This window comes from Pseudoalteromonas sp. TAB23, assembly GCF_000498075.1.
Classification (GTDB): domain Bacteria; phylum Pseudomonadota; class Gammaproteobacteria; order Enterobacterales; family Alteromonadaceae; genus Pseudoalteromonas; species Pseudoalteromonas arctica.
On the sequence record NZ_AUTP01000313.1, the window covers coordinates 80,942 to 98,010 of the forward strand.

Annotated in this window: 16 protein-coding genes, 1 other RNA gene and 2 pseudogenes; 9 read left to right on the plus strand and 10 right to left on the minus strand. The window is 37.4% G+C overall.

Annotated features, from left to right (window positions below; genetic code table 11):
- Positions 1-146 precede the first annotated feature (146 nt).
- Complete coding sequence (locus L654_RS0120380; protein WP_024591657.1) at positions 147-905, minus strand: sulfite exporter TauE/SafE family protein; 759 nt, start codon at positions 903-905, stop codon at positions 147-149.
- Positions 906-1,091: 186 nt separating this feature from the next.
- Between L654_RS0120380 and L654_RS0120385 the strand changes: the two genes are divergently transcribed.
- From L654_RS0120385 to L654_RS0120395, 3 genes are all read left to right on the plus strand, one after another.
- Entirely contained in the window at positions 1,092-2,096 is a 1,005-nt protein-coding gene (locus L654_RS0120385; protein ID WP_024608917.1) for a YHYH protein, read from the plus strand.
- A gap of 35 nt (positions 2,097-2,131) precedes the next feature.
- Positions 2,132-2,428, plus strand: a complete 297-nt coding sequence (locus L654_RS0120390) for a hypothetical protein (RefSeq protein WP_024608918.1) — start codon at positions 2,132-2,134, stop codon at positions 2,426-2,428.
- Between the two features lie 156 nt (positions 2,429-2,584).
- Positions 2,585-3,694 carry a hypothetical protein gene (locus tag L654_RS0120395; RefSeq protein ID WP_225305787.1) on the plus strand — a complete coding sequence of 370 codons (1,110 nt, stop codon included), beginning with the start codon at positions 2,585-2,587 and terminating at the stop codon, positions 3,692-3,694.
- A gap of 315 nt (positions 3,695-4,009) precedes the next feature.
- Here the strand turns inward: L654_RS0120395 and L654_RS0120405 are convergent, their stop codons facing one another.
- A complete protein-coding gene (locus L654_RS0120405) occupies positions 4,010-4,711 on the minus strand; it encodes a hypothetical protein (protein ID WP_024608920.1) in 702 nt (233 codons plus the stop codon).
- A gap of 361 nt (positions 4,712-5,072) precedes the next feature.
- Between L654_RS0120405 and L654_RS0120410 the strand changes: the two genes are divergently transcribed.
- Positions 5,073-5,630 (plus strand): mobilome CxxCx(11)CxxC protein, encoded by a 558-nt coding sequence (locus tag L654_RS0120410; RefSeq protein WP_024608921.1) that lies wholly within the window; start codon positions 5,073-5,075, stop codon positions 5,628-5,630.
- Between the two features lie 14 nt (positions 5,631-5,644).
- Complete coding sequence (locus tag L654_RS0120415) at positions 5,645-5,851, plus strand: hypothetical protein (RefSeq protein WP_024608922.1); 207 nt, start codon at positions 5,645-5,647, stop codon at positions 5,849-5,851.
- Between the two features lie 73 nt (positions 5,852-5,924).
- Here the strand turns inward: L654_RS0120415 and L654_RS0120420 are convergent.
- Together L654_RS0120420 and ssrA are read right to left on the minus strand one after the other, a co-directional pair.
- Positions 5,925-6,152 (minus strand): annotated as a pseudogene (locus tag L654_RS0120420) (tyrosine-type recombinase/integrase); the annotation flags it as partial.
- Positions 6,153-6,296: 144 nt separating this feature from the next.
- Positions 6,297-6,653, minus strand: a transfer-messenger RNA (tmRNA) gene (gene ssrA / locus L654_RS1000000127465).
- Positions 6,654-6,916: 263 nt separating this feature from the next.
- Here ssrA and L654_RS01000000126490 point away from each other — a divergent pair.
- Positions 6,917-8,499, plus strand: a pseudogene (locus L654_RS01000000126490) (FapA family protein).
- Here the strand turns inward: L654_RS01000000126490 and rnt are convergent.
- Entirely contained in the window at positions 8,483-9,175 is a 693-nt protein-coding gene (gene rnt / locus L654_RS0120430) for a ribonuclease T (protein WP_024608924.1), read from the minus strand. The pseudogene L654_RS01000000126490 and the gene rnt overlap by 17 nt on opposite strands.
- Before the next feature lie 202 nt (positions 9,176-9,377).
- Here rnt and L654_RS0120435 point away from each other — a divergent pair, with 202 nt between their 5' ends.
- On the plus strand, positions 9,378-10,256 hold the full coding sequence (locus L654_RS0120435) for an OmpA family protein (RefSeq protein ID WP_024608925.1): 879 nt from the start codon (positions 9,378-9,380) through the stop codon (positions 10,254-10,256).
- Positions 10,257-10,261: 5 nt separating this feature from the next.
- Here the strand turns inward: L654_RS0120435 and L654_RS0120440 are convergent, their stop codons facing one another.
- Positions 10,262-11,155: a DMT family transporter gene (locus L654_RS0120440; RefSeq protein WP_024608926.1), complete on the minus strand. Its 894-nt coding sequence runs from the start codon at positions 11,153-11,155 to the stop codon at positions 10,262-10,264.
- Between the two features lie 215 nt (positions 11,156-11,370).
- Here L654_RS0120440 and L654_RS0120445 point away from each other — a divergent pair, with 215 nt between their 5' ends.
- Positions 11,371-12,573 (plus strand): aromatic amino acid transport family protein, encoded by a 1,203-nt coding sequence (locus L654_RS0120445; RefSeq protein WP_024608927.1) that lies wholly within the window; start codon positions 11,371-11,373, stop codon positions 12,571-12,573.
- An 84-nt stretch (positions 12,574-12,657) separates the two neighbouring features.
- Here L654_RS0120445 and L654_RS0120450 read toward each other — a convergent pair whose 3' ends face one another.
- The 4 genes from L654_RS0120450 to L654_RS0120465 form a co-directional block, all read right to left on the minus strand.
- A complete protein-coding gene (locus L654_RS0120450) occupies positions 12,658-13,848 on the minus strand; it encodes an amino acid aminotransferase (RefSeq protein WP_010554636.1) in 1,191 nt (396 codons plus the stop codon).
- 80 nt (positions 13,849-13,928) lie between these two features.
- Positions 13,929-14,588, minus strand: a complete 660-nt coding sequence (locus L654_RS0120455) for a GAF domain-containing protein (RefSeq protein ID WP_024608928.1) — start codon at positions 14,586-14,588, stop codon at positions 13,929-13,931.
- Positions 14,589-14,644: 56 nt separating this feature from the next.
- On the minus strand, positions 14,645-16,294 hold the full coding sequence (locus tag L654_RS0120460) for a SpoIIE family protein phosphatase (protein WP_024608929.1): 1,650 nt from the start codon (positions 16,292-16,294) through the stop codon (positions 14,645-14,647).
- Positions 16,294-16,599: an STAS domain-containing protein gene (locus L654_RS0120465; protein ID WP_024608930.1), complete on the minus strand. Its 306-nt coding sequence runs from the start codon at positions 16,597-16,599 to the stop codon at positions 16,294-16,296. The genes L654_RS0120460 and L654_RS0120465 overlap by 1 nt, the downstream gene beginning before the upstream one ends.
- Positions 16,600-16,734: 135 nt before the next feature.
- On the opposite strand from L654_RS0120465, the gene L654_RS0120470 reads away from it, so the two are divergent.
- The gene (locus L654_RS0120470; RefSeq protein ID WP_007581414.1) at positions 16,735-17,064 is read left to right on the plus strand and encodes a translation initiation factor; all 330 of its coding nucleotides are present in this window, start codon (positions 16,735-16,737) and stop codon (positions 17,062-17,064) included.
- Positions 17,065-17,069 lie beyond the last annotated feature (5 nt).

Sequence of the window (17,069 nt, forward strand, 5' to 3'; positions counted from 1 at the left end):
ATTATTACAAAGAATATGTAATTCATCGATAAGGCAAAAAATTACAGTATAGTCGCTCTATATCAGTAACTTTTTGGCGCAATGAATTATTTAATCCTCTTAAATAATTTATGTTTAATAAAATTAAATTTACTCCACTAAGCAAATTAGTGGAGTAATATTTTTATACCTTGCCAACCAAGTTGTAGCGTTAATAACGTTAAAACTATCCTAAAAATATGCTTAAATTTATCCCCAGACATCCTTTTAAGTAATTTAATTCCGAACCAAGTTCCTACAGCGCCACTTATTACCATGGCAATTACAAGCGGTATCCATTGCCAAAAACTAAAACCAACAGCGCCATAAATTATCGCTTTTAATAAATGCTGCACACTCATAATGCTCGAAAACGTTGCCGTAAATTTTAACTTTTCGTAATTATTTATATATAAACAGCTACCAACTAATGGGCCACTTGCCCCTACAAACATAGAAATAAAAGTAGTTATTCCACCGGCGACCATACGCCACACCTTAGAGGTTAATTTTATAGGTGGCGTTTTACCCCACAGTAAATAAATAACAAAAATAGCGACCACTAACTTCATAGCATCAAGCGATATATCATCAATAACAAAACTTGATAACCCCGCCCCTACTAAGCCGCCTAACGCAAAATATACAAACATGCTTTTATCAATATGCTTAAAGCTGAGTAAAAACCTATTTGCATTAGAGCCAAGCTGTACTAAACCATGCACAGGCACAACAACTGCCATTGGCATAAACGACGCCATAACAACAAGCAGCATTAATCCGCCACCAGCACCAAATGCAGCAGATATAAAAGAAGTAAAGCCAGCGGTGATCATTAACAATAAAAACAAAAATAAAGACATGCTGTCGGGAAATAAAAAATCCATAAAACTCCACTGCCTATTTAAGTACTTTTAAGTCGCAGTATTTAAATAGTAAAAAAGGTACTAAACACATTTAGAGAAACTTTATCAGCTTCTATCTCGTGCTATGTACTATGTTGCGTTGTTTTTGCACTTTGTTTGCACATTTAACAAATATTATACATTCAACTTCATTACCGGATATTTTTGATGAGAAGATTTAACACACCAATTTTGACACCGCTTGCAGTGTGCATACTCGCACTGGGTTTAGCTGCCTGTAACGGTAGCGATGCTGAAAGTACCGTCGTAACTGAAACAACCACCGATGAGGGAACTACAACAGATACTTCAACCGATTTTGTTGTAGAAGTCGACCCTTTTAACTTTGAAAGCGATGCGCTCATTTCATCAATTACCACTCAAACATGTACGCTAAGTAATGGCGATGAAGCCTCATGCTACAAAATTGATATTGCCGGTGCGCCTTCAAATTACAAGATTGGTGTATTTTGCCCTCAAAATATCACCTCAACAGCTGACGAAGCCGGTATTTGGTTTGATGGCACCGGTGAGGTTTACGATATAACCGGAGACTTTATTTTAAATCTACCTACATTATATAACGATAGTCATTGGCAGCTATACGACGAAGGTACAGGCCTTGTAAATGTAACAGACACACAAGAATCGTGTGATGGCGCTGCACGTCCAAACGTAGAAGAACAATACCAAAACCACTGCGTAGAATGCTCTATTGATTATGTTGATGGCGGTATATCAGAATCATTTTTAATTCCAATAACGCCTGTTGCAACAACTCAAAATAGCAGTATTGGTAACGCCAATGTAGGTGTTGCTCTCAATGGTGTTGTACTTGCTGCACCCGCGCCTGTTGAGGCTATTTTAGGCGCATACACTATTGCAGCCTTTGATGATTGCGCTGGCCATATTAACTTAGTAGCAGGTTATCACTACCACGGTGAAGCAGGTTGTAGCCAAACACAAATTCAATCAGACGGTCATGCCGCCATGATGGGTTATGCACTCGATGGATTTGGTATATTTGGCATGCTTAACGAAGATGGATTAGAACCCACTGATTTAGACGAATGTAGAGGCCACACCGACGATACACGCGGATACCACTACCATGCAGCCGATGTATCTGAAAACATGTTTATTGGTTGTTTTAAAGGTGCTACCGCAAGATAACTCGCATTCTGGCCAAATAATTAACTGAGATACTAATGAAAATATTTAACGTGATAAAAGCACTAACCACTGGCTTTTTACTTGCTGCCTCATGCTCAGCGCTAAGCCATGCAGGCCACGGTTCAAACGCGCCTTGGGAAGCATGTGAAGCAAAAGCCATTAATGAAGATTGCAGCTACACAGGCCATGATAAAAAAGCGACAGGCACATGCCAAGCAATGAACAAAGTACTTATGTGCGTTCGAAATAAACCACTTGAAACATTAATAGACAAAGCAACCCAACCAGCAAGTGATCAAAAGCAATCTGTAAAATCACTCGCTAAACGATAAAGTAACAGCTACACGCCAAAGCCTTAACGCTGTTTGTTAAGGCTTTTTTAATCGCAAATCATTAGAAAGCATACCCTTTATCTGTTAAGTTAGCTTTGTGTATCAAATAATAAAAATAAAATTCCAAAAATGGAATTACACAAGCAAGGTACTAACGTGAGCGCTACATTTAAAATTGTTTTTAATGGTCAGTTATATCAAAATACTGACCTTACCTCTGCCCAAGAACAACTCAGCCAACTTCTTAATATTCCTCATAATATCGTTGTTCAGTTATTTGATGGAAAAGCTTACGCTTTAAAAAAAGACTTATCGAGTATTGATGCTGTTAAAACAGAATCCTCACTTAAAAAGCTAGGTTTGATTACTAAAGTAGAACCTCAACTCATTACTGTAATCTCTCAATCTCAAAATAATCAAATAGCACTCACTGAGCACAGTAAAAATACAGATAAACACATTAGTGAAAGTACTAACGACAAAAGTATTTCAATACAAAACGAACGCCTAGATACAAACGAAGCCTCAAATACAGCTGCACCTATTAAGCAAAGTTATAATAAATATAAACTACTGCGTAACACTTTAAAAAGCGCATTGTACTTTTGCTACTGCGCACTTTGTATTATTACCTTAGTAGGTGTAGTGATCAGTGTTAATGCACTTAAAAACAACTTTGGCACTCTAAATAACACAACTACAAATAACACAACTACAAACAACTTAAGTTACCAAAACTATAAACAATATTTGATTGATCAAAATAGCCTAAATCAACCAACACAAAAAGTAACAAACGAGCGAACAGCTAGCCCTACACAGCAAAAAAGTAATGAGTACTTTAATCGCTTTTCATCACTAATAAATAGCTACGCGCAAAGTACAGGACAAGCTGATATAAAAACGATGGGGGGTGATAAATTACAACAGCACCTACAAGAAATAGACGACTTAGGCCCTAAAAATGAATTTTGGCAGCAACTGATACAACTTTCAAAAAGCTTAGATGACGATAAGCACGCAATAGGGATGCTAAACAATACTGATCCCGCCAAAGTACAGTGGATAAACGCGGTAGATTGGATCAGCCAAAGCTATATTAGGCAACAGCAAAACACACAAGCTACCAACACCTCCCCAGCCAATGCGGATGAGCAAAGCAGCAACCCAATACTTAATCTAACGTTGTTAATAAGTATGTTGTCGTTATTCAGTATTTTTATAATTGCGATAAAAATGAAGTTACGCGCAATTAGAAATACTTAAACTTTATTTTATGGTTTTCGAATAACGAGTTCAAAAACCTTTATTGGTGGAGCTGGGAGGGAGAGCCCCGCCCGAAAAGTTCGAACACCAAAATAAGTCATTAAAAACAAAATCTTAGTTAAAAATAAAGATGTTAGATTCTATTGTAATCTAGTCGAGACTTACTTTAACTTTTATTTATGGACATACGTTGGACAAATTATTTACTCTCTTTTCGAGGAGGCGGCATTCTCGGCGGTGGTGGTGGTGGCACACTACTTTTGCTTCTTTCAACAGGATTTTGGCTTTTATCTGACATTGCTATTTCCTTTTTGATTATTTGGTTTCCTTGGAGGAGGAGGCGGTGGTGGTGTTTGTATTCTCCGATCTTGTTCTTCCATTATTTACTTCCTCTTTATTAATAATATGAGTTGAATTTATAACTTTGTTTAATGTAGGTTTTATTTGACCATTTGTTTTGCTAGATTCACTTAAATTAAACGCGAAGTAGATTCCTACTAATAAGATTCCTATAATCAAAAAAATTGGCGAACTATAGTGGAATATTCTTGTAAAAAAACCCAAAACTTTTGGTTCTTTAAATTTGATTTTATCTAATTTTACTTTCTTTATTTTAAAATTGCTTTCTTTTCCAACTTCTTCATATTCATATAATTCTCTAATCAAGTTCGATCTTTCTCTTAGAATTGAGTCAATTCTTTTTCTATTTCTTGATAGCATTACCCCACTAAAATACATGCTAATTATTACTAATGTCATTGAACCTGCTATAAAAAACCAACCACATATCAATAATAAGTTATTGATTTGGCTATCAATAGAACTATAATTTTTACTGTAGTTAAATAGAAGACCTATTGCTACGCTTGAAATTGTTAATATAGCTTTATCAGATGCTTCTGAATTTTTTAGCTCACTCTCGTCAATTCCACTTCTATATTTTAAATAATGGTCATGCTCATCATAGCAATCATCAATTTCTTTTTCGTATTTAATAAATACTTTATCATCACTCATCTTTCGGCAAATTAATATCTGTTTTATTTACCGCCCTGTAAAATGCTGAAATAACAGCTAAAGCTTAGTTGCAACAATTATTAATTATAAGCATAAAAAAACCCGCAAATTTGGATTAATAAATTTGCGGGTTTCTTATGGTTTTCGAATAACGAGTTCAAAAACCTTTATTGGTGGAGCTGGGGGGATTTGAACCCCCGTCCGAAAAGCCTCGATTGTTATCATTACTCAACAAAAACAATAAGTTGCATAAATATCAGTATTTTAAGCCCTTGTTCAGTCTCTTAGTGTCTTGTATCGTCTAGTGTATTTGGGCACAATGTGGACAGTGTTAGCGGTTAACAATAGGGAGCTATGTAAAATGGATAAACAAGCGATAATCGATAGTTGCAGAGAAAAAGAGTTTCATGCTTATGGAACTAGTAGTATTTTTGATAAACGAGCTAGATCTCTTCAATTTCGAAGAACTTTAATTACTTTCCTTGGGATTATAACCCCTTTATCTGTTGGCTCAATAGTATTATCTTTCGGCACTTCGACAACAGCACTACCGTATTTACTAACTATAGCAGGTGTAGTCGGTATTATACAGTTGGTTGTGTCTGCATGGTCAATAGTGTCTAGATGGGATGAAAAGTATGATTATTCTATTGAGTCAGTTAGAGACAACACGAATTTATACAATCAGTTTAAAGCTCTAGCCGATATGCAACCCAGCGATCTAGACATAAAATTTTCTGAATTAATTAAACAAAACGAGAGGCGGGAATCAACAGATATTACTAAACATATTACTGAGAAAGAAAAGCGTTATGCTAATCACATATCGCTAAAGTATTACAAAAAACCTTGCCATATATGCAAGGAAACGCCTATATCATCAAAACCAACTAAATGTGATGGTTGCGGTAATTTTTAACAAAGGAGTAAACCATGAACCAAAATGTAATAAAATTTGTAAAAGCTTTTCAGTCACTTTCTGCTAATGAAAAAGCTCAGGTGATAGAAATAGCAAAAGCTCTTAATGATGCTGGTCCAATAAATGAAAGTCGTGTTATAAGATCATTTGGTCTTGAATCAAGTAGTACAACTATAAACTTTGCTCCAGCTCCAGGTGCTTGTCCAGCTTGTGGAAAATAAAATACTAACAAGTCACTAAATTGGATACTCAATGTAGTAGATAGAATAGAGGGCTATTCATAAGTGAATCTCTTCAGAAACAAATTCTCGGACCTAACTTTATAGCATCTTCTAAATGACTTGGTGCAAAGTGCGCGTAAACCATGGTTTGCTCAATCTTTGCATGACCAAGTATCTGCTGTAGTACCAAAATATTACCTCCTTTCATCATAAAATTACTCGCAAAAGTATGCCGTAGAACATGGCTACACTGCCCTTTTGGCAAGTTAATATCTGTTTTATTTACTGCACTGTAAAACGCTGAAATAACAGCTAAAGCTTAGTTGCCACAAACGTTAAACGATCATTAATAATTAAATTATAAGCATAAAAAAACCCGCAAATTTGGATTAACAAATTTGCGGGTTTTTTATGGTTTTCGAATAACGAGTTCAAAAACCTTTATTGGTGGAGCTGGGGGGATTTGAACCCCCGTCCGAAAAGCCTCGACCGTCGGTACTACATGTTTAGTATTGTCATTTAATTAACCTTTAAGTCCCGGACAAACACGGTAAATAAAGGCGAGGCCGCTTAGTTTTAACGCTTCAACCCCGGCCAGGGTTTCCGTCGCGATCAGGTGTTAGGGTGACACTCCAAAATCCAGTCCACAAGAATACATGGAAGGAGCGCTAGCCAGCCTAAGCTGCTAGAGAGTAGTTATCGTCGTTTGCGATTACTTTAGGTTGCGGCTGTTTAACGAGGCAAACCGCACCTCGACATGCACCTTGGGCTTCTTGAATTCCGTCGAATCCTAATCAGCCCCTGAATTAGTAACTCAATTCAGAGCGTGCAAACAGTATAACTGAGTAAAGTACTGATACTCAAGGCCTAGTAACGCTTTATTTTAATTGTATGTGCCAATCGCGTATTAAGTAACCAAAATTTAGTTTATGCAAGCCTATATAAACATTTACTTAACAATGTGTTTAACCTGTGTTCAAATGAGGAGTTAAGGTTTTTGCTATTTCTAAACCTTTAGTTGTAAAAAATAAAAATAATAACAGGCATAGAGTAGGGAATTAATAAATGTCGGTTTTTTCATTTGATAAAAGTACAGGGTTTGTCTCTTTAGAAAGTCACCCTATTGATAGTGGTTTTCCTGTTACAAGTACTCAGTTAACGCAAATGCTAGAGCAATCTGAGTTTAGTGAGTACGAAGCTGTCATTGCCAATATTGGAAAGCTTTTTGCGCCAACTAAAAATTATCAGGAAGTATCGCTTGTCGTTGCTAGAGCTGTAGATGCGTCGCTTATCATTAATATTGATGAAAAAAACATGGTCGCAGAAGCAACATTAACTACCGCTAAAGGTGGCGCACTTTTGTCTATGGAAGGCGCGCAAAAAGCACTTGCTGATGCAGGTGTTAAAAAAGGAATAAGCCCTCGTGCGCTTGATACCTTTTTAGGCCAGCAGTTTGAGCAACCAGCAGGAAGCTCTTACAGTGCCATAATTGCACATGGGCGCAATCCAAAAGAAGGCAGCGATGCCAAATTTGTGCGTTTATGCTCAACAGCTCAAGACCGAGTACTCAGCCCACAAGCTAAAGAAGGCGGTAAGGTTGATATGAAAAACCTTGGCGCTATTATCACCGTAAAACCTGGCACTCCCTTAATGCAGCGTATTGCAGCTACCCCTGGAGAAGAAGGCTATACGGTATTTGGCGATTCAATTAGTGCAAAACCAGGTAAAGATCACCAACTCCAGCCTTTCGAAGGTACAAAAGTAGATCCTAATAATCCTAATATGCTTATTGCCGACTGCAAAGGTGTGCCCGTTGCCCTACCCCGTGGTATGCGTGTAGATGATGTTTTATGCTTTGATAACGTAGATGTAAGTACAGGCCATGTTGATTTTGATGGTAGCGTAATTATTACTGGTGATATTAAAGACGGTATGCGTGTAAAAGCTAACGGTGATATTACGGTACTTGGTTTTGTAGAATCAGGAACTGTTGAAAGTAAAAGTGCGGTAACCATTATGCTTGGCGCAATTGGCCGAAAACGTGAAGGCGAGGAAGCATTTACGTGCTGTATAACCGCTCAACGAACTATTTCGATTGGTTATGCCCAGTACTGCAACATTAAATCCGAACAAGATTTATTTATTGAACGCCAAGCTCTGCATTGTGATTTAAGTGCTAGGCGATTAATACGTGTAGGTAAAGCAAATGACCCGCGAGGTAAAATTATTGGCGGNCGCCAGCCGGTACTAAAACGCGCGTGTTTTTAGCGCAACTCTGGTTTGAGCTTCGCCAAAAGCAAATACAAATCACCGATTTTGAAAAAGTACTTGCGACTAAAGTAACCGCTTTACAACAAGCTCGCGAAAAAGCGAGTAAAATTGCGGGGGCTGCTCAGCGCCAGCAATTCATGAATAAGATAACTGAAAATGAAAAGCATATAAAAATACGCTCTGCGCATATTCATCGTCAAAAACTACTTATTAAGCAAAGAATAGTGCAATTACTTGCCAGTAGCCGTTTAAAAGTAAATGAATTAATGCACCCTGGTGTGGAGCTTAAAATAGCGAAAGATTCTAAACAATTTTCGCGTATTTACCCGCCCCACCTAGTTAAGCTAACTGAGGGTAAAATTACTCAGACGTTTTAGTTTCTTCGTCATTTTCAGTTTCAACTTCAGCATCAGCGTCATCTACTGGCGCTAATGGCCAACCACCTAATTGCTGCCAGCGGTTTACTATTAAACAATAAAGCTCGGCTGTACGTTCTGTGTCGTAAAGCGCTGAGTGCGCTTGGCTGTTATCAAACTCTATACCAGCCGCTCTACATGCTTTTGCTAATACAGTTTGCCCTAACGCTAAACCCGCTAAAGATGTTGTATCAAAGCTTACGAACGGGTGAAATGGCGTACGCTTAATGTTATTACGCTCTATTGCTGCATTTAAAAAGCCATGATCGAATGCGGCATTATGCGCCACAATAACTGAGCGTTGGCACCCAGCAGCCTTTTGCGCTTTGCGTACTACTTTACATATTTCTTTAATTACTTCATCTTCAGGTACTGCGCCACGTAATGGTGAAAACGGGTCTATACCGTTAAAGTCGATGGCTGCTTGTTCTATATTAGCGCCTTCGAATGGCTGAACATGAAAATGAACAGTATGATCTATGCTGAGCAGTCCTTCGTCATCCATTTTTAAAACAGAGGCTGCTATTTCTAACAAGGCATCTGTTTCTTTGTTAAAACCTGCAGTTTCAACATCAATAACAACAGGAAAAAATCCACGAAAGCGTTTTGCGAAAGGTGTTTGCTCAGTATTTGCCATAGTCTTCTTTGTTTATACGTGTAAGCTGACTATTATGTCAAAATTGATGCCCCCTAGGCTAGGGGATTTAAGTATTTATTGCTTTAAAATTGTAGGCACATAACTTGCTTTAACTTATAAGTTAGTTACGTAGAGAGCAAACTAATCATTGCAGTCGTTAATTTGCCAAATTATTGGCATTCCCGGATAGCTGGAGAGCACCATGAAGTATAAGTTGTTATTTATTAGCCTTAGTATAAGTGCGGTGTTTTGCAGTACTCACTCGCAAGCTGCTATGCGCCAATACACAGCAACCCAAGACAACTCCAACTGGGAAGTAGTTAAAACAACGCGCTTACAATGCCAATTAAATCATGAGGTTCCTTATTACGGTGAAGCTATATTTAAAGCTTCTGCAAGTAAAAGTAAAAACTTAACATTTAATTTAGATATGGTTGTACGCCCAGATAACTACGCAATTGCAGGTTTAAAAGCAGTGCCACCTACATGGCGTGCAGGATTGCCCGCTCGCGATATTGCAAATATGAAATTACTTAAAAAGTTTGATGGCGAGCTAGGCAATAAAACCGCATGGGAAATGCTTACCGAGCTTGAAAAAGGCTACTACCCTACTTTTTATTATCAAGACTGGCAAAACAGTGCCGATAAAATTGCCGTTGGTATATCGAGCGTAAACTTTAAACAAGCTTACTGGGCTTTTTTACAATGCCGTGATGAGCTACTCCCTTACAGCTTTGAAGATATTTCGTTTACTGTAATGAACTATCAATCTAACAGCAGTAAATTAACTAAATCGTCGCAACAACGTCTTGATAAGATTGCTGAGTATTTAAAAAATGATGCAAGCATAGAGTCCATTAGTATTGACTCATACACCGATAGTTATGGCGGACGCTGGAATAACTTAGATTTATCGCGCAAGCGCGCCAAAACTATAAAAGATTATATGGTGAGCTTGGGTGTTGATGAAACAAAAGTACAAACCACCGGTTTAGGCGAAAAACGCTTTGTTGATAATAACGATAACATTTTAAGCCGAGACAAAAACCGTCGTTTAATTATTCAAATAGAAAAAATGTAGTAAAGCTAATTTTCGCTTGCTTTCTTTTGCTTTAAAAACTTATCACCAAATTGGAAAAAACCTAGACTAATTAAAATAATAACCGCACCAATTATTAGCTCTTGGCTTAATGACTCATTATTTAGCCAAGCTCCCAAGCCTAACGCAAAGCTAGGAGTTATAAGTGTAGTAAGTGATACCGTGCTTGCATTTAGGTTTTGCAGCACATGAAAATACGCCAAAGCCCCTACTAAAGATCCAAATATTCCTAGATAACCAATAGCCCACAATGATTTTGCACTCCAGTTTTGTATATGCAACTCACCATCTAATAACCACCAAGCAATAAAAAAGAGTGGGGTTACAAAAACTAAGGCACCAAATGTTGTCGCCATAGGATGAATCGCAATCTGTACGCGCTTGATCATCACACCACTTAAACTAAAAAAGCAGACAGCCATAAACACATAAAGCAACCCGAGCCCTTGAGTTTGCGAGTTTTGTACTTGGTTATAACTAACAAAATATAAGCCAATTAAAGCGCACGCTAACGCAACTAATTTAATCGGGCTAAATTTAGGTTCATTTAATAATTGCTGAGCAAGCAACCCCGACAAAATAGGTGCAAGGCCAAACATAAGCGAAATAATACCAGAAGGGACTGTTTTAGCTGCCATATAGCTCAACAACATACCGCCAAAAATACCTATACTCGAATAAAAATAAAGTAAGCATGCATTTTTGCTCCAAGGCACTCTAATATTTGTAATAGCAACAATTAAGCCACCTAACAATAGTCCCACCAGCATCCGCATTAACACAGCAAGTGTTGGCGATACAGTTTCACTACTCCACACTATACCCAGTGGTGTAGTGGACCATATAAGAACCATTAAAAAATACGATACTTTAACTGGCACGTGCCATCCCTACGCTTTATATGAATCAATAAAACAAAGAATAAATTATACGCTCACTACCGTGTTTTAGTACTTTTTAAACACTAAAGTCCTTAATAAATACAGTTGTAAATTGTAAGTTACATTTTAATACTGCTCTTTTATTACAAAACTATTTGAGATTTGAGCAACTAGTTATATGGTGCATCAATATTAATAATAATTAAGGTAATTAAGTGCTTAAAAATAAAACAACTGGAAGCATGTTAATTGTTGCAGGCACCACTATTGGTGCGGGTATGTTGGCATTGCCAATTGCATCTGCCGGGCTTGGGTTTAGTACTGCACTTGCATTAATAATTGCTAGCTGGTTACTAATGACCTACACCGCACTACTCATGTTAGAGCTACACCAATATGCACCACGCGATGCAACGTTAAATACATTGGCTAAATTATGGCTTGGAAAGCGCGGACAATATATTGCGAATTTTTCGATGGTTTTTTTATTTTACGCTTTATGCGCTGCTTATATTGCAGGTGGTGGTGCACAACTTCAAGCGCGTATAAATATAGGCTTTGATGTAGATATAGCCCCACAGTTTGGCTCTGTGATTCTTGCTGTTATTATTGCAAGTGTAGTAACGCTAGGCACTAGCAAGGTAGATAAACTAAATAGAGTGTTATTTACAATAAAAATTATTGTATTAGCTAGTTTGTTTTATATGCTTACCCCTTATGTGCAAGGTAAGCATTTATTAGAGATGCCTGTGGAGCAAGGGTTAATCCTTTCAGCTATACCGGTTATATTTACTTCGTTTGGCTTTCATGGATCTATCCCCTCTATTGTTAAATATGTTGGTGTTGAAATAAAAGTACTGCGCAAAGTAATGATTGCTGGAGCCGCCCTACCTTTAGTCATTTATATTTTTTGGCAACTACTTAGCCAAGGTATTATGAGCCAAGCTGATTTACTCAACAGCCAAGGTCTTAATGGGTTTGTATCTAGCGTGGCAAGTATTGCGCATAACCCAAGTGTGGCAACGGCCGTTAAGTTATTTGCTGATTTAGCACTTGCGACATCATTTTTAGGGGTGAGTTTAGGGTTATTTGATTTTTTTGCTGATGCATTTAAAAAGGGTGACAATAAAACAGACCGAATTAAAACGGCTTTAATTACGTTTATTCCGCCACTTGGCTTTGCATTGTTTTATCCTCAAGGCTTTATTATGGCCTTAGGGTACGCAGCAATAGCACTTGTTGTACTGGCAATATTTTTGCCTGTAGCAATGGTTTATAAACAGCGTACAACATCAAATAAAACAGGCTACCAAGTTAAAAGTGGGAATGTTGGGCTTGGTATAGCAGCTATATGTGGCATAACTATTATTGCTGCGCAGTTTATGCAAATGGCGGGGCTTATTCCTGCTATCGGTTAAAGGTTGCTGCTAATTGTTTAAATTTAGATAATAAAAAACCGCACATCATTAGTAATGATGTGCGGTTTTTTATATTAACTGCGTTTATTTACAAACGTCAGCTACAGCATTTGAAAAGTATTCAATATTTGAATGACTAACACCTGCAACATTTACGCGGCTAGAGCCAACTATGTAAATGCCGTATTCTTTTTGTAGGCGAGCAATTTGCTCTTTATTAATACCTAAGAAAGAAAACATACCGTTTTGGCGTTCAATAAATGAGAAGTCTTGAGCAATATCTTTAGTTGCTAAGCTTTCTTTAATTAAGCTACGTAAGCCATTTATACGACTACGCATTTCATCAAGCTCAGAGTGCCACAATTGTGTAAGCTCTGTACTGCTTAAAATAGTATTAACAATGTCAGCACCATGCGCTGGCGGCATTGAGTAAATACTACGTACAACGCTTAGCATTACAGAGTTTGAAATATCTGCTGTTGCGCTGTCTTTTGCAATTAGTGAACATGCACCAATACGCTCGCGGTATAAGCCAAAGTTTTTAGAACATGAAGAACAAATAATTAGCTCTTCTACTGCATCGGCTAAAATACGTAAGCCACGTGCATCTTCTTCAAGTGAAGCACCAAAGCCTTGGTATGCAATATCAACAAGTGGTGTAAAGCCAACTTCTTTTGCCAGTTCGGCAACCGTGTTCCACTGTGTTTCGTTTAAATCCATACCGCTTGGGTTATGACAACATGCATGCAGTAAAACCACATCACCTTTAGGCACTTGTTTAAGTGTGTTGATCATTTCATCAAACAATAAATCTTTATTTTCGTAATCGTAATATGGGTATTCTTTTACTGTTAAGCCTGCAGCTTCAAACAAGCTAATATGGTTAGCCCATGTTGGGTTAGTTACCCAAACAGTCGCGTCTGTATTACAACGCTTAATAAATTCAGCTGCAACACGAAGTGCACCCGTACCACCAGGAGCTTGCGCGGTACGTACGCGGTTAGCTAGTAATACTTGATGCTCACCTAATAGTAACTGCTCCATTTTTTGGCAGTAATCTAAATTACCCGCTAAACCAATGTAAGATTTGCTCATTTCGTTTTCAAGACGAAACGCTTCAGCCTTTTTAACCGCTTTAAGAACCGGTGTATTGCCTTGCTCATCTTTGTAGACACCTACACCTAAATCAATTTTATTAGGGTTTGTATCTTGTTTATAGGCCGCCATAAGGCCAAGAATAGGATCTGTTGGTAATGGTTTTAATACTGAGAACATTGGCTATCTCTTATCGTTATTTAGGGGTTAGCTGTTAAGCTAAGCTTAACATAAAAGCACATCATATTGACTAGCGTTATTTACACTAGAAAGTGAGGAATTTTAATACAACATGCAATTAAAACGGCAAGCGTCTTTTCATCAAAAAAATCATTTTTAAAGGCTTCTGCATCTACAATACCAACGCATTCATTTTGTGTATTAAATAAAGGTAGGCAGGTTTCTGATTTAACTTTAGGATCACATGTGTAGTATTCACCACCTTGTGATAGATACTCTTCAACGTTATTAATAATGCGGCCCTCGTGGGATAGCGCAACCTGTACGTTGTTACTGCCAGCCGCAAATGCTTGCGTTAAAGGAAACAACGGACGACTAGGCGCACCATGATAAGCCAATTTTAATAGTTGATTACCTTCAGGGGTATTAGTTGATTGATAAATACCATACCAATCAACGCCCGTTTGCTGCTCAATGTAGCTTACAATACTTTGTAAAGTAGCCAGCTTAAACTGTGTTTGCTCATCATTTTTAATATAGTCAGTTAATTTGAATGGCTCATCTTGTAAGTAACCAAATAAACTACATGCACCGCCCTCGCCAAGCTCTGGTATTTGATACTCCCAACACACATCAGGCAAAGCAGTGTTTGCTAAATGTAGATCAAGCTTTTCAAGCTCTGTTGAAATCAAAGCTGGATTAGCACTAAGTTGTGCTTGTTTTAAGTAAGAAGAAATCATTTGGCCATCCATACATCTAAAGTTTCGAGAATAATAGCATGGATATTTTTACAGAGCTAGCTCAACTTGTAGCACATTTCAACTTGGTTACCACTGGCGTTATAAGTGACTTTTTCGGCTATTTCTTCTAATAAAGACACCCCTCTGCCAAATTCGTTATTAGCCTTTGCCAACTCATCGTGCTTACTACTAAACCCTCGGCCTGAATCACAAATAATAAAATATAAACTGAGCGTGTCGGGGCAATAGCGCATATCAATAATAATCATGGCATCTGTAAGTTTAGCAAGGGCTGCCTCTCTCAACTCGTAATATCGAAAAAAGCCGTCTTCTTGTTTTTTAATTTCTGAGTTAAGGCCTAATACACCATGATCAAGCGCATTGTTATAAGCCTCAGACAACAGTAAAAATATATTAGAACGATGAGTATTTAGCCCCTCAACACTGCTTAAAATATTAACGACGTCGTAAACGGGGTCTGTTTTTTTTATTTGCTCTGAGTTTAAGCTCAAAGACAAATTAAAAGCTAAAGTAGAAAATGCTTCTCGCTCTTGTTCCTCAGGAATTAAAGGCAGGCAGTTTAGTAAAACAATGCTTAAATCGTCTTGCTGCTTAGTACCATCTGCAAACTTAGTAACATTAGCAACTATGTCTTCACTACTAATCATCGATTTACTTTTTAAGGTTTGTAAAAAACGCTCTTCCCCAAAAAATATATCTTCTTTGTTTGCTGTTTCTATAATACCGTCGGTTGCTAATACTAGGCGCGTATTACTATTTGTTTCAAAATGGATAACTTCATATTCAAATTCTTGTTCATCTAAAATCCCCAGCGCCATATGCTGCGATTCTAATGTTTGTTTTACATTACCGCCTTTATCTATTAGGTACGCATCTGGAAGGCCGCCCATCCATGCAGAAACACTTTTACCTGATGCACTAAGCTCTATAATGGTTGCAGCACAAAACATATGCCCAGGTAGGAGGTTGTACAGTAGTGTATTTAGCTCGCTGGCAATATCGTTAACCGCCATGCCTTTTTGTACCATAGTATAAAACACACGAGAAGTTGGTAATGCACCAATAGCTGCAGCTAGGCCGTGCCCCGTAAAATCGCCCAACATGCAATACAAATTACCGATTGGACTTTGCGCTACTAAAAACATATCGCCGTTAAACATAGAGGCAGGTGATAAATTAAAATCTAAATACTCTTTAAACTTACCTTGGTTTTCTAATGAGTTATTAAAAATATGCTCAATTATTTCGTGTTCACGTTCAATTTGATTGTGATGATATTCAAGTAATTTTTTTTGCTGGTTTGCTTTTTTACTTAGCTCTCTGGTGCGAATATGTGCTTTAATTTTTGCATGCAGAATAACTTTTTCAAATGGTTTATGAATAAAGTCATCACCGCCTACCTCGAGGCAGTGCTCAAAACTTGCTTGATCGTCTAAGGAGGTTATAAAAATAATTGGTAAGTAAACTTCACTATATTGCTGCTTTATTTTTTCAGCAGCTTCAAAACCGTCCATTACAGGCATTAAAACATCAAGTAAAACAACGTCTATTTGCTCTCTTTTAAGTACATTAAGTGCATCTAGCCCGTTATAAGCCACTGATATTTTATAACCCTCTTGCTCAAGCATTTTACTTAGTAAAATGCGATTGAGCGCCTGATCATCCACAATTAACACATGTATCATTAGCTAATATCAAACTTTTTATCAAAACGTGAAATTTGTAGAATTTTTCTAAGCTGAGGTTGGCAATTGCTTATTTCAATATTTTTCACTTGGCTATCAATGGTTTTTTTCATGTTAAGTAACATGCCAAGTGCTGAGCTATCCATGTAGTCAGTCTCTCTTAAATCGATAATAACCTTTACTGTTTTTTCGCTCATTTGAGCATAAGCCTGGCGAAAAGATTGCACTAAATTAAAGTCAAATTTACCTTTGATTTGTATTGTTAATGTAGTGCCATCGACTGATTCATTCTTAGTTAAACTCATATTAAACTCCAATAATATTTCCTTTGAACTAAATATAACCTGTTAAAAGTATTTAGCAAAAAGAAAAACACACAACTTCAAATTTGCTATCATTTACGCCAATATTTAATTAATTTTTATCCATAAAGGTAAGGTATGAGTGATAGTCACTTAGTATATTCAACAAGTACGGGTCGCATTGACCAGCCAAAACCAGAAAAAGAGTTAGAAGCTAAGCTTTTTAAAGATGGTTTTATTCGCATTGAGCGTCAAACAAAAGGACGTAAAGGCAAAGGCGTAATGTTAGTTGTAGGCATTGATCCAAAAGATCATGATTTAAAAAAGTTAGCTAAAACTATAAAAAGCAAAATGGGCCAAGGCGGCGCAGTAAAAGAAGGCATTATTGAAGTACAAGGTGATGACCGCGATAAACTAAAAGCCATTTTAGAAGCGTTAAAATTTAAAGTTAAAATTGCGGGTGGTTAACCCGC

Excerpts from the sequence above, each read along its gene's own strand:
- L654_RS0120380 (WP_024591657.1), bottom strand. The coding sequence starts at position 905 with ATGGATTTTTTATTTCCCGACAGCATGTCTTTATTTTTGTTTTTATTG.
- L654_RS0120385 (WP_024608917.1), top strand. The coding sequence starts at position 1,092 with ATGAGAAGATTTAACACACCAATTTTGACACCGCTTGCAGTGTGCATA.
- L654_RS0120390 (WP_024608918.1), top strand. The coding sequence starts at position 2,132 with ATGAAAATATTTAACGTGATAAAAGCACTAACCACTGGCTTTTTACTT.
- L654_RS0120405 (WP_024608920.1), bottom strand. The coding sequence starts at position 4,711 with ATGAGTGATGATAAAGTATTTATTAAATACGAAAAAGAAATTGATGAT.
- L654_RS0120410 (WP_024608921.1), top strand. The coding sequence starts at position 5,073 with ATGGATAAACAAGCGATAATCGATAGTTGCAGAGAAAAAGAGTTTCAT.
- L654_RS0120415 (WP_024608922.1), top strand. The coding sequence starts at position 5,645 with ATGAACCAAAATGTAATAAAATTTGTAAAAGCTTTTCAGTCACTTTCT.
- rnt (WP_024608924.1), bottom strand. The coding sequence starts at position 9,175 with ATGGCAAATACTGAGCAAACACCTTTCGCAAAACGCTTTCGTGGATTT.
- L654_RS0120435 (WP_024608925.1), top strand. The coding sequence starts at position 9,378 with ATGAAGTATAAGTTGTTATTTATTAGCCTTAGTATAAGTGCGGTGTTT.
- L654_RS0120450 (WP_010554636.1), bottom strand. The coding sequence starts at position 13,848 with ATGTTCTCAGTATTAAAACCATTACCAACAGATCCTATTCTTGGCCTT.
- L654_RS0120455 (WP_024608928.1), bottom strand. The coding sequence starts at position 14,588 with ATGATTTCTTCTTACTTAAAACAAGCACAACTTAGTGCTAATCCAGCT.
- L654_RS0120460 (WP_024608929.1), bottom strand. The coding sequence starts at position 16,294 with ATGATACATGTGTTAATTGTGGATGATCAGGCGCTCAATCGCATTTTA.
- L654_RS0120465 (WP_024608930.1), bottom strand. The coding sequence starts at position 16,599 with ATGAGTTTAACTAAGAATGAATCAGTCGATGGCACTACATTAACAATA.
- L654_RS0120470 (WP_007581414.1), top strand. The coding sequence starts at position 16,735 with ATGAGTGATAGTCACTTAGTATATTCAACAAGTACGGGTCGCATTGAC.